At 47.5% G+C, this 12,227-nt stretch carries 11 protein-coding genes; 2 read left to right on the forward strand and 9 right to left on the reverse strand.

Annotated features, from left to right (window positions below):
* Positions 1-58: 58 nt before the first annotated feature.
* The 6 genes from QP794_RS09730 to QP794_RS09755 all read right to left on the reverse strand — a co-directional run bounded on the left by QP794_RS09730 (position 59) and on the right by QP794_RS09755 (position 7,304).
* Positions 59-1,726 carry a hypothetical protein gene (locus tag QP794_RS09730; protein ID WP_285076006.1) on the reverse strand — a complete coding sequence of 556 codons (1,668 nt, stop codon included), beginning with the start codon at positions 1,724-1,726 and terminating at the stop codon, positions 59-61.
* Between the two features lies 1 nt (position 1,727).
* Complete coding sequence (locus tag QP794_RS09735; RefSeq protein WP_285076008.1) at positions 1,728-2,513, reverse strand: ABC transporter ATP-binding protein; 786 nt, start codon at positions 2,511-2,513, stop codon at positions 1,728-1,730.
* 254 nt (positions 2,514-2,767) lie between these two features.
* Positions 2,768-4,270, reverse strand: a complete 1,503-nt coding sequence (locus QP794_RS09740) for an RICIN domain-containing protein (protein ID WP_285076010.1) — start codon at positions 4,268-4,270, stop codon at positions 2,768-2,770.
* Positions 4,271-4,659: 389 nt separating this feature from the next.
* Positions 4,660-5,304, reverse strand: coding sequence for an SDR family oxidoreductase (locus QP794_RS09745; RefSeq protein ID WP_094938757.1), 645 nt, complete (start codon positions 5,302-5,304; stop codon positions 4,660-4,662).
* 348 nt (positions 5,305-5,652) lie between these two features.
* Positions 5,653-6,834, reverse strand: coding sequence for an NAD(P)/FAD-dependent oxidoreductase (locus QP794_RS09750; protein WP_024629787.1), 1,182 nt, complete (start codon positions 6,832-6,834; stop codon positions 5,653-5,655).
* Positions 6,835-6,857: 23 nt separating this feature from the next.
* Positions 6,858-7,304, reverse strand: coding sequence for a DUF1641 domain-containing protein (locus QP794_RS09755; RefSeq protein WP_024629786.1), 447 nt, complete (start codon positions 7,302-7,304; stop codon positions 6,858-6,860).
* A gap of 855 nt (positions 7,305-8,159) precedes the next feature.
* Between QP794_RS09755 and QP794_RS09760 the strand changes: the two genes are divergently transcribed.
* Positions 8,160-8,333, forward strand: a complete 174-nt coding sequence (locus QP794_RS09760; RefSeq protein ID WP_285076017.1) for a CsbD family protein — start codon at positions 8,160-8,162, stop codon at positions 8,331-8,333.
* 161 nt (positions 8,334-8,494) lie between these two features.
* Here QP794_RS09760 and QP794_RS09765 read toward each other — a convergent pair whose 3' ends face one another.
* Positions 8,495-9,502, reverse strand: coding sequence for an NAD-dependent epimerase/dehydratase family protein (locus tag QP794_RS09765; protein WP_094938761.1), 1,008 nt, complete (start codon positions 9,500-9,502; stop codon positions 8,495-8,497).
* A gap of 149 nt (positions 9,503-9,651) precedes the next feature.
* On the opposite strand from QP794_RS09765, the gene QP794_RS09770 reads away from it, so the two are divergent.
* A complete protein-coding gene (locus QP794_RS09770; protein ID WP_285076021.1) occupies positions 9,652-10,170 on the forward strand; it encodes a cupin domain-containing protein in 519 nt (172 codons plus the stop codon).
* A 54-nt stretch (positions 10,171-10,224) separates the two neighbouring features.
* Here QP794_RS09770 and QP794_RS09775 read toward each other — a convergent pair whose 3' ends face one another.
* Both QP794_RS09775 and QP794_RS09780 read right to left on the reverse strand, forming a co-directional pair.
* Complete coding sequence (locus QP794_RS09775) at positions 10,225-11,298, reverse strand: DUF1835 domain-containing protein (protein ID WP_285076023.1); 1,074 nt, start codon at positions 11,296-11,298, stop codon at positions 10,225-10,227.
* Positions 11,299-11,386: 88 nt separating this feature from the next.
* A complete protein-coding gene (locus tag QP794_RS09780) occupies positions 11,387-12,046 on the reverse strand; it encodes a TVP38/TMEM64 family protein (RefSeq protein WP_285076025.1) in 660 nt (219 codons plus the stop codon).
* Positions 12,047-12,227: the final 181 nt, after the last annotated feature.

Below are 12,227 nucleotides of genomic sequence, written 5' to 3' on the forward strand. Positions count from 1 at the left end.
CTTTATCTTAACGCGTTCATCTTCCAACCTTCATCATGGAACCTCAACCGCTACTGCATTACCCTTCAACCGTTACAGGTTCTCGCTTCACCCGATGCCGATGCAGCTTCGTCCAGAACAGCACATTGGTCACCACCAGAAGCGCTACATAGATCCAGATACCTGCTGGTATGGTGTGGATGAATACATGTAATCCCCATAACAATGCCATGAGCGGAAAGAAAGCAAATATGAGCCAGCCGTCACTCTGCCCGGCCACACTGAAGGATTGGGAAAACGGCGGTTTTCGCAGCAACAGCCTTCCAGACAACGGAATAAGTGCAGTTGCTACCAACAATATAATGACCAGATCAGGGAGAATCCGTAGACCAAAGGTCCACACAAATACAATAACGTTTAATATAAATACGGGCAGAAACATATTGCATAAGAAAGCCTTCAGCGCTCCGCTATATAGCACGCCCTCATTAGCCAGAGGAGCCGCCCGGAACGTCCAAAACGCCTTGTATTGTCCAGAGTACTTCAGCATGGTTACCACCGTCACAATCAGTAAGAGAACAATATACAGCGTGTAAAAGAAAGAGCTTTCTCTGAACTCTGCCCATGTGGAATTCTGTAGTTCGGTGAACCAGAACACATACGGCAATACGAAGGATAATCCCATGGACGGATACACCTTGAGCTTGAATTCCCGCTCATTTCGCATCATACTGGCAGACAACCGAAAACACGCCTGTTCTTCTCTCGAACGAGAGAAGACCTTCGCCATGATGCGATCCCATCCCCCACGTCTTCGTCCAGAGGCTTGACCTGCATGTGCCATTTTCTCCAAATACAATTCAAAGGAAGGCATCAGCTTCACGTACACCAACAGACTTACCATTGGCACAATCAATGCAAGCGCCGAGAAAACATACAGCCAGGGGCCTCCACCACCGCCGAACAGCAGCTCAAATGCCGCTGCATACCATACCGGAGGCAGCAACAACTGCCACCAGGCAGGTGTGAACACCATATTAAAATCGATAATGCTGAACGATCGTATAACCAGCTGATAACCTACGGCAATCCCGATGGAGAGCAGGATCTGCACCATATTAATCATGTCCTTCAGCTTCTCGCCATCCAGAAACTTCATCATGAATAGATAGATCAGGGACGTAGTCACCAGAATCAACATATTCATCAGCAACAGCTCCACCAGAAATAGCAGGAAAAATCCGATCCCGTGGGCAATCAATCCCGCTACCAGCGGTGCAGCCGTCAGGGAACCTGTCAGCAGCAGCAGATAGACGCCTGCGTGGATGGCACGAGCCATACCAACGGTACGTCCGTTTACCGGCTTGGTCATGATGATATTACGATCTCGAATATCGAGCAGTACCGAAGAAAAGTCAGAGATCATGGATGTCATGATCATAAACATCAGCATGGCGGTCACTAAACCCATCTGAAGCATATAGTGTCCCGTATCCCAGACAACAAAAGGAACCATAATCAGCCCCATCAGTGCGTATAACCAGAGGGAACGCAAATACAGATTGCCTTCTTTCTGCTCCTTGTTGCCATTGCGCGCTGACAATACCGTCGGCACCCTGCGCTGATCCATCTGAAATTTCACCCGTAGAATAAGACGCAGCACATCATAATCCGCGCCTGTTCTGGCGATGATATGTCGAAAACGATCCAGAATCTTCAGCGTGCGGAAGTCGGAGGATTCCGCCATATCAGTACACCTCCTGCACGATGGACACAAAGCGTTCCGCAATCGCCTGATGCTCATTGAAACCCGTCAGTTGATTGAATACTTCCTCCAGTGAACCCTCCATGGATTGCTGCTGAAGCTGCCTGAACGTACCATCCGCCATCACGCGACCTTCGGCAATCAGGACGATTCGGCTGCTGATCTTCTCCACCACATCCATGATGTGTGACGAATAGAATATGGTTGTGCCTTTGGCAGACAGCTGCGTCAAAATCTCCTTCACGACCATCACGCTGTTAGCATCCAGTCCACTGAGCGGTTCATCCAGAAACAACAGATCCGGGTCATGCAGCAACGCGGAGATCAGCAGCACTTTCTGACGCATGCCTTTGGAGAAGGAAGCGATGCGGGAATGATATGATTTTTCCAGTCCAAAACAGTCCATCAGCAATTTCGCCTTATAATCGGCATCTTCATAGGACAACCCATACAATTCTCCTGTAAACGTCAGATACTCTGCCGGGGTTAATTGTTCGTATAATTCCGCCACTTCAGGCACATAACCGATTCTGCGCTTATATTCCACGTCACCGTCCGCGATATCCTTGCCAAAAATGCGAACCGTACCCACATATCCCTCAACCAGTCCGAGCAAAATTTTGACCGTCGTGCTTTTACCCGCACCGTTCGGACCGATATATCCGATCATTTCGCCCCGATTCACTTCCAGATCAATACCATTCAGCACATAACGGCCGTTATACCTCATCCGCAAGCCTTCAATTGACAGCACTTGGTTATCACTCACTTCGTTATCCAGCTCCTGTCTCTATGTATATATTTCTACAATTCTACTAGTTTACCACAGTTTGGAATAAGAATGATTAAAGAATAATTGAAAATACATCACGATGCGAAAAATCGTCTGGACATCGTCCCTGTGCTCGCATCACGCACAATGGTAACAACATCACAAAGCCCTTGTCCCGCCTATAGGTAGGTGCGGGACAAGGGCTTCGCAAGATCTTTTTAATGAATACACATATACCTCAACATAAATCCTTATTGAACCTTAACAATCTGAAAATGCTGATTCGTACCGCCATTATCTGTCCACTGGATTGCGGCGGCCCCGTCTGCCAGGGATTGTCCAGAAATATCAAGTAGCTTGCCGGTGCTGCGGTTTTTCAATTTATAGTAACCTCCGCCCACACTAACGAGCTGCCATTGCTGACTGGCCCAGCCGCCATCGTTCCACTGCTCAATCACAGCTCCATCTGCTGTGGAGCCATTTTCCACACCGATCAGCTTGCTGCTGGATCGGTTGATGATTTTGACATAACCGCCACCTGCATCCGTGATCTGCCACTGCTGACTGGTCGTGCCGCCATCTGCCCGCTGCTCCAGATCGGCACCGTTATCCGAAGAACCGCCGATGACATTAAGCAGTTTATTGCTTTTACGACTAATCAACTGATATGAAGCATTGGGATCCCATACGTCAGGCGTATCCACTCCTGTTACAGAACCTGTAGCTGCATCAATGGTAACACTGCTTGCCCAGTTCATCGCCAGACTGGTTGCACTTGGGAAAGAGAGTGGCAGCCACACATATTTGGAGTCCTGCACTGGCCCGCTCCAGGCGCCAGCCCAGCGATCACCCATATAGAGATAGGATGTGGTCTGTGCTCCTTCCACCGGAAGCACGTATGCCGATTGGGAACCATAGGTTGTACTATCCCCAAAGTTGCTCAGGCCGCTCCACGTGCCAGTTATGCTGGAGGCAGTCGCATATTTGGCCTGATTCGGATTCCATCCCGTAGCCCCGGATGTGATCAGAAAGTAGACGCCGCCCTTTTTGAACATGGCAGGTGCTTCACGATATTGCCCCGGCCACAGCGTCGTTACGAGTGATTCCACCCCGAGAAAATCCGGAGTCAGCTTGTAGATATTCAGGTCGGCATTTACTTTGGTCGCTGAGATGAGATAAGCCGTGCCATTGTCGTTGTAGACCGTCATGTCTCTCGAATCGTAGCCAAGCGGACGATAGCTGCCCACATACGTATAATTGCCATCCACTGTACTGGAGGTTGCTACAGCCACTCGGGCTTCACCATAATCGACTCCGTTTTCCTTGTGCATCCAAAGAACATATTTACCTGTTGTACTGTTATAGATGACTTTCGGGCGTTCGATGTTGGAAATGTTCAGCTCGACAGCTGAGCTGCTGGTGAGCACATCATTGCGATACTCCCAATTTTTCAGATCCGCTGAACGATACACGGACACCGCCTTGAACGTTCCATTCGGATTGCGGTTCTCTCCAAACCAGTAGTAATATCCGTTAGCCTTAATCATCCCTCCCCCATGAGCATGAATGACATTACCGCTTGTATCCTTGAACTGTACCCCGTTGGTCACACTGAGTGGAGCAGCGGAAGCCTGTTGTCCTGGAGCGACCAGCATAGCTAGCGATTGTAGCGCCAAGATCAGAGCAAGCAGATAACAAAGGCGACGAGTGAACCGATGTGAATTTGTTTTCTTTTTCAACCAATCCTCATTCATAGAACAATACACCTCCACACTTTATTTGTAGAGCGCTTACATTAAAATCGATACGTCTCTTCTTCCTCCGATCGATGATGCATTTCATCAAATACTTACTTCTCAGACTGGATCGGCACTCACCTCCTCGTTACGATTGTATCCGCCAAGCCCCTGCTCGAATAGTGAACAATACGGCGGAACATGTACGATTACACACTGAACTTGCGAGTGAAAAGCAAATAAGACGCTTCATTCGAAGCGCCCCTGCTACACATGGCTTAACTCTATCATGTAAACTCTCTCTTTAGTTGAGCTTTGCGCTCACCCTTGATCACCTGTACGGAATCAATCCTGCTGAGCTCTCCTTCATTCAGCCATTCCATTCTCCCGTTCTATTACAAGACGAATTACAAATTACCTAAGGCATCTTCTACCAAGTCATCCCCGGCGATCAGATCAAAAGCCATGCGATACGTCTTCTCCTCCTGAAGGGAAGCAGCGATTACACGGGCCACATCTTCACGTGGAATACTTCCCGGTTTTAGATCTGTTCCTACAGAGATTTTGCCAGTGCCTGGCTCATTTTTCAAACCACCAGGACGGATAATGGTGTAATTCAGATCACTTGCGAACAACGCCCGATCGGCATAATGCTTCGCCACGTAATACGGCTTAATGGCATCCGACCATTTCTCCCGTTGATCGGCCCCAAAGGCACTGACCAGAATATATCTGGTAATCCCCTGCTGCTGTGCGGCCTCCATCGTTTTCACCGCACCATCCAGATCAATGAGCAGCGTTTTGTCCGCGCCTGTAGATCCGCCAGAACCCGCTGTAAACACGATGGCATTGTGATCCTTCATCGCCTCGGCCAGATCTTCCACGCTGCCTTCCAAATCACCAATCACGACTTTGGCACCGAGCTGCTTCAATGCATCAGCCTGCTCCGGTTTGCGAATCATCGCAGTGACCTGATGTTTCCCTTCCTGCGCCAGCTGCTGCACCAGAAATTTGCCGATTTGTCCGTTCGCTCCAATAACTAATACGTTCATATATTATTCTCCTCTCGGTTTTCCTTTTTGTAACCAGCTTTTTATAAATCAGACTTCTCTTTCATTTAAACGAAAGCCGACGCTTCTAAGCGCCGGCTGCTATGTATTACTACCATTCAATGCATCCTGTGATGCGTATAACACGCACTCCTTTAATATACCATACTCCCAATACAGTTATACTGAGCACCTTTGGTCCTCGATAATTACGATAAGCAACATAGATATGATATATCTCCCTTACCTTTAAAAAATGCTTTTACATGCCCATAAGGTATTCATGGCATGGATACAACAAAAAAGGCACCCCCAGAGGGGTACCTTTGTGTGCTGCATGGCGAACAGATCTTAGTAAGCCAGTGCAAACAATCCGTGAATATGAGCAAGGTAACGGATGTTACTTGCTTCTTTCATCATGGTTGCAGGCAGACCTTTCAGACGAGTCTGGTTGCCACCGATCATGCCGACAGCATCCTTACGACCCAGACTTCCCAGTGTACCGGAGAATACTGGTGTGAAGGATTCCATTGCGCCACCTTTGAACATTACGCCCAGGTTGTGACCAATGGTTTCACCCATTTGCCAAGCCAATTGTGCTGTTGGAGGGTATGGACGAGCGCCTTCGCTAGGGAAGACCACTGCGCTGTCACCAGCAACAAACACGTCTTTATGGGATGTGGATTGCAGTACTTCCGTAACTTTCGCACGGCCACGATCCACTTCAATTCCGCTGCCCGCAACAACTGCATTACCTTGAACGCCGCCAGTCCATACGAGTGTGTTCGTAGGGATGGAGCTTCCGTCTTTCAGCAGAACTTCATTTTCTTTCATTTCGGTAATCGCTACGCCAACGATGAAGTTAACGCCACGTTTTTCCAGACTTGATTTAGCACGCTCAACCAGTTCTGGCGGGAATCCTGCCAGGATGGAAGGACCTGCTTCAACCGTGTACAGGGAAACTTCTTTGAAGTCGATACCTTTTTCTTGGCATACAGCCGGAAGAAGGTCAGCGAATTCACCAACAAGCTCGATACCTGTCAAACCACCGCCACCAATAACAAACGTAGCGTCTGCTTTGTTGCCGGATTGTTTGTAAGCATCCAGACGAGCTTCCACGTGTGCACGAATGCGGTTAGCATCGCTAACGGATTTCAGCGTGAAGCTGTACTCCTGCAATCCTGGAATTCCGAAGAATGCCGTTTCACTGCCCAAGGCAACAACGAGTGCATCGTAAGAGTAAGTAGAACCACTTGTCATGAGAACTTTTTTCTCGTCCGGCTTGATTGTATCCACCGTATCGATTTTCAAGTTCACGTTTTTACCACTCAGCAATTTTTCGAGTGGAAGGGCCACTGCTTTTTCAGCAATGCTTCCCGCTGCAAGACGGTGCAGTTCCGTAATAATTTGGTGCGTAGGGTAACGGTTCACGACTGTAATAGTCGCTTCTTCCGGTGTCAGGTATTGACGCGCAGTCAGCGCAGTCAACAGACCGCCGTAACCTCCGCCCAAGATCAAAATTTGCTTCGACATATCCATCCTCCGTTCTTCTAATCTTAACGTTGCTGTTGTTGACGCTCGTTCAGGATGCTCAAGAATGATTGAGCAAAACGCAGCGTTTGTTGTACGTTTGGATCTTTAAGCATTTTGAGCATAGCGAACAAACCAACCGAAGTTTGCTCGGCTTGCGCACGATCACTCGCTTCGATGGCAGCAGAAGCTACACCTTTAGCTTTGTCTACAACAGGTTTAGCAAACTCACCCATTGCGCTCATTGTGTCGCTGATCAGAACTTTGTCTGTAGCTACGCTTTGTGCAAAGTCATAAGCTTTGGTCATTGCAGTGACCATTTCAGCCAGTTTAGGCAGGTTCTCCACCAGAACGGTCAAAGACTCCTGTACCTCAGGCTTCATCAGTTGATCCAGTACGTCCAAGGACTGGCGTTGGGAAACGTCGGCACCTTCTGTAACCGGCACCTCTTGTTGAGTAGGCGATTGTGACATAAGAGAAAGTCCTCCTTTACTTTGGGATAGAAGTCCGCGACTTTCATGATGCCTGTCATGCAGAGCCGAACCACAAATACATCCAATACAACTAAATGTACCAAATTTCACACAATAGAATGAGCATAGCCCATGGGCCGCTCCCACATCATGTATTGTATCTTGGGTCTATTGCGGACAACATGTGTTGACGCAAAACGACAAGCAGGCCGAAACCGAACTCTATACCCCTATATTACACCTCTTACACATGAACATGAAAAAGAAATTTTTTACACTTGTGAAGATATTGTGAACATTGTAACAAAATCGATTTTTTTGTCAAGCATTGCAATTGAATTACAATCGTTCTTCATCCTGTCCCAGATCCGTAATCCTACCATATGTGGTATGAAGACAAGATCCCATATGGCTATATGCGCGATATGTACACAAGGGAGGATTTTTCAACTTAATTTTTCAGGAATTGTTTTCCAAAACCATGAATTTCATGCAACGAAATTGGTCACTGTCGTTATTATGCAGCTAGGGGTACAGCCTTATTCCTGAATTGACATCATTTCTTACCTTAGTATGAACCTATCGTGGCTTGAAAGCAAAAAAGACACAAAGAAGGCCTGACGAGTCGCCCTGCCTCCTGAGGTTTATTTCACTGTTCGCCCGATCGTTTTTCAAATCATCTACAGGCATCTCTGTCCCCCGTGATTGCACACGCTCGCGCACACTGAATTCCAGAATGCTCATCGCTTTGCTGATGGCCAGCAGAATTTTTGCCCCCTGTCCAAAAGCGAACGTTTAGACTATGGATATCCCGGTTAATAAGGACTACACCAGAAACGAAGGAGATGTTCGATTATGAGTAATTCAACTAGCGATAAAATCAAAGCAGGCGTAAACAAAGCCAAAGGCGAAGTGAAGGATCAGGTCGGTAATGCAACTAACAACAGATCTCTTCAGGCTGAAGGCAAGAAAGATAAGGCCAAAGGTGCTGTACAGGATAAAATTGCCGATGTGAAAGAGCATCACTAGATCCATTCGTTTAACGTGAAAACGCACGACGATTCGTGCAGTAGATATAGGTAAGCAGCCTACCGTTCAAGCCGAATGAACATTCGGAATTGTACGGGGGCGCAAAAAAGCCAAGGAAGGTGTTATTCCCTACACCCTTCCCTGGCTTTTTTTGTTCTGGTTTATACAGCCGGAACTGCGTATCTGGCCATATCAATAATAAAACTGCGTGTCTCCCTTGTCGTATGATATTCCCGGCTGAATTGCCTTACCCAATCGGGATGTTCCTGATACCATCGAAAGGTCTGCTCTAGCCCCTGTTCCAGCGTTGTCTTGGGGAACCATCCGAGCTCTGCTCGCAGCTTTCCAGAGTGAACGACTAGGCTCGAGCCCCTGGATTGGGTAGGTTCCTGCTCCCGAATCTGCGCCGTTCCATGGGAACCATGTATGGTTTGCAAAAGCGCCCCTATCTCTTGCATGGTCGTTCCTTGCCCCGTTGAAATGTTATAGATCTGCTGATCTTGTCCATTCAGCATAATCTGTTCAATCGCTCGCAGCGCATCATCCACATACAGAAAATCACGTACCGCCGATCCCTGAATATCCAGCGGCAGGCCGTCCATGATTCGCCCAAAATTACGCGGAATAATCCGATCCGGCAGCTGCCAGGGACCATAGAGGTTGGTCAACCGAAATATTTTGACAGGAAGTTGATAACATTGAGCATAGGATAGCGCAAGCATCTCACAGGCTACCTTTGACGCGGAATACGGGGATACCGGAGCATAATCATCCGTTTCATGATACACTCTGCCCATCTCCCCTCCATATACCTCCACGGATGAAGCCAGTACGACGGGAATATGATGATCGGATGCATATTGCAGAATGGCCTGTGTACTGAGGGTGTTGTTACGAAACACTTCTCCGGGGTGATGATACGAATAGTCTACGTGTGGCATCGCTGCCAGATGAATAATATAATCTGTTTCGTGTGGCAAGCTGAATCTGTCTGTAGCGAGGTCACAACAGATGAAGGCCATGTCATGAAGTGGGGAGCTGTGAACAAGCCTCTGACAATAATCATCCTGATCCACCAGGGTGATTCGATGTCCTTTTTGCGCTAAATACTGCGAAAGGTTAAAGCCTACAAATCCAGAAGCCCCTGTAATGACAATGTTCAAGCACATTCCCCCTTGCGATTTATACAACAAGTTCACTAAAGAGAGTCTATGTTCTGAGTATAACCTTAAAGTGATACATTTTGTATCATTTTACCATTGTTTTTTGTTCTTCTCCAGAAATAAACGGGTAATGTCATAGAGAGGTGATATTTACGATGAAGGATCGAATGAATGATGTACAGACGATGTTATTTCAAGACGATGGTGTGATACCCAATCATCCGAGCCTGCCTGTACTTCTGTATAAAGGGATTTGGGTAAAAGATACCTCTCGTGCGGAGTCGTTACTGAACCGTAACGGATGGGGAAATAGCTGGATTAACGGTGTATTTGATTATCATCATTACCACAGCAATGCTCATGAAGTACTTGCCGTAGTCAGCGGCTGGGTTCAGCTCATTCTTGGCGGGGAGCATGGACAGACCGTTCGCCTTCAGGCTGGAGATGTCGTTGTACTTCCTGCGGGGACCGGACATAAGCGGCTGAGTGCGAGCCTTGATTTCCGCATAGCCGGGGCCTATCCGGGTGGCATAAGTTACAATACCCGAACTGGTGAACCGGGAGAGCGACCCAAGGTTCTGCGTGAGATTCAAGATGTACCCATCCCGGATACCGATCCGGTATATGGACAAGAGGGACCACTATTGGAGTTATGGAATGAGAAAAAGAATTGAAAGACTGCATGGACTGTTCTCGGATGAAAGACTACCGTGAACAGTCCATTTCGGTCACTGTGGGAGCCGTACACTGTAGAATCGCATGGCATGTGGATTTCCTTCCATCTCTAGTCGTCTCTGTATGATCAACTGTCGGATACGGTATTCAATAAAGGCGTCTCCGACAGCTTGTTCGAGATGGCCCAGCACCTCACCAACAATACGGGCTGATTTTATGAATTCACCAGGCTGTCTGATTAACGTAAGCTCTCTGGCTTTTTGCATAATGTATTCATCAATCGCGTCTTCGGGCAGGCTTTGAATCTCGCCATCCTTCATTAAGCGCAAAAGCCCAGGCTGTACAGCCAAATCCACCCACTCTTGCTCCATGTGTCTGCGTTCCTCCAAAGACAACGGTTCAGCATTCACGCAGTGTTCCCACATCGCTAGCAACTTCTCAGAAGAAATTCCACCTGTTCTAAGAACATCATGCTGAACTTCAGAATTATTAAATAATTCCTGATATAAAGCACTTGTCTCGATCAAATAGACAGGGCCAAGCCGGTTACGCAGCAAATGCATGGCATATAAAAGTCCCGTTTTCTCATGAGCATTATTCGCATACCAGATCGTTATTCGCGTATCTTCATCAATCGAGCTCACTACGCTGTTTAATCGAAGCAGCTCATCCATGCCTTGGATGGCATAACTTCCATGTTCACTCAAATAGAGCTTATCGAGCAGCCAGAGGTGCCTGCGGTGTAAATCCGCCTTGTTCGTCAAATCGCCCAATGGACCGATGGCATAGTAGTCATTCATAGAGAAAAACCGCCGCTCCGAGCGCCCTGGAACCTTGCCCATCGCAACCTTAATGCTGCCTAGCGGCGATTCTCCAACCGCAATGTGAATTTCACGTGGTTTCTGTGCCATCAACGCCTGTTTCTCAGCTTTCTCCCGGTTCCGATTCTCGTCCAATGTATTAAATATCGACTGAATTTTCGTTGCAAAATGATCAGAATGTTCTTCCGCTGGCTGAACACTGGCTTCCCTTTCTGCAATAAGATAAAGCATACGCAATAGCGAACGCAGCTCATCCTCATTCATAAGGTGCAGCTCTTTTTCAAAATCAAAGACATTGTCAATCATGCTTATCCCCCTATAAACAGTCTAAACAGATGGACAACTCCGATTAAACCATTCAAAATCAAACGTACGCATTTGCATTTCCGTAAGTTTACGACGAAATAGACTTTCCAGAGGAGTGACTCAGATCATCCATTTCCTCACGATTTGAGGACGAACGGGTAAAATGACGCTCCAGCTTCCGACTTGCCCACAGGGATGCAGCAATAAACAACAAAACGCCGCCCCACCGCACAGGATGCTCCATAAACTGAGCAACATTGGAACCGATATACGTCACACAGAAGATCATAATGGCTTTACCAAAGCTTACCGCAAGCAGGAAAGACATGAATCTCATCCGCGCGATACCTGCCGCTACATTGATAATGACGAACGGACCGACCGGGAATATACTCAACAAAAACACATAACTAAACGCATTCCGCCGAATCCATACCATACTGCGCTGCACACGAGGTTTACTCGCCCAACGTTCCACAAAAGCCGATTTCCCAATCTCCCTGACAATCAGGAACGTAACGGTACAGCCGAGTACCATCCCGATCCATGAATATAGAAACCCTGCCCATAGCCCGTACACCGCACCGTTAACGCCAACAATCAGCAATGTAGGCAGCGGGGGCACGAACGATTTCATAAAGGTAAGCAAAATTCCCGGTAAAGGGCCCAGGGAGCGAAACTTCTCCAGCCAAAAACGAATATTCTCTTCCGTAATATAGGACATGATGTCCAAAGATGCCGGGGTCATCTGCTTCCCTCCAATCTATAAGTCCGATATTTCTTCTATGATGTTTGTTAACAAATCCGCTTTCGAATATAAGGATGCCGAAATATCTCTACTCACTCCCCCCAGTATAACGTACATATGAACGCTGTACCGTTGTCAATTTGAAGAAATTTCACCCGCTTCGCTGAAAAACAAAAAAGCA

It is taken from the genome of Paenibacillus sp. UMB7766-LJ446, from assembly GCF_030226665.1.
GTDB lineage: Bacteria > Bacillota > Bacilli > Paenibacillales > Paenibacillaceae > Paenibacillus > Paenibacillus vandeheii.

What these genes read in the sequence shown, in the direction of transcription:
- QP794_RS09780 (WP_285076025.1), bottom strand. Translation starts at nt 12,046, where the DNA reads ATGACCCCGGCATCTTTGGACATCATGTCCTATATTACGGAAGAGAAT.
- QP794_RS09745 (WP_094938757.1), bottom strand. Translation starts at nt 5,304, where the DNA reads ATGAACGTATTAGTTATTGGAGCGAACGGACAAATCGGCAAATTTCTG.
- QP794_RS09765 (WP_094938761.1), bottom strand. Translation starts at nt 9,502, where the DNA reads ATGTGCTTGAACATTGTCATTACAGGGGCTTCTGGATTTGTAGGCTTT.
- QP794_RS09760 (WP_285076017.1), top strand. Translation starts at nt 8,160, where the DNA reads ATGAGTAATTCAACTAGCGATAAAATCAAAGCAGGCGTAAACAAAGCC.
- QP794_RS09770 (WP_285076021.1), top strand. Translation starts at nt 9,652, where the DNA reads ATGAAGGATCGAATGAATGATGTACAGACGATGTTATTTCAAGACGAT.
- QP794_RS09750 (WP_024629787.1), bottom strand. Translation starts at nt 6,834, where the DNA reads ATGTCGAAGCAAATTTTGATCTTGGGCGGAGGTTACGGCGGTCTGTTG.
- QP794_RS09730 (WP_285076006.1), bottom strand. Translation starts at nt 1,726, where the DNA reads ATGGCGGAATCCTCCGACTTCCGCACGCTGAAGATTCTGGATCGTTTT.
- QP794_RS09755 (WP_024629786.1), bottom strand. Translation starts at nt 7,304, where the DNA reads ATGTCACAATCGCCTACTCAACAAGAGGTGCCGGTTACAGAAGGTGCC.
- QP794_RS09775 (WP_285076023.1), bottom strand. Translation starts at nt 11,298, where the DNA reads ATGATTGACAATGTCTTTGATTTTGAAAAAGAGCTGCACCTTATGAAT.
- QP794_RS09740 (WP_285076010.1), bottom strand. Translation starts at nt 4,270, where the DNA reads ATGAATGAGGATTGGTTGAAAAAGAAAACAAATTCACATCGGTTCACT.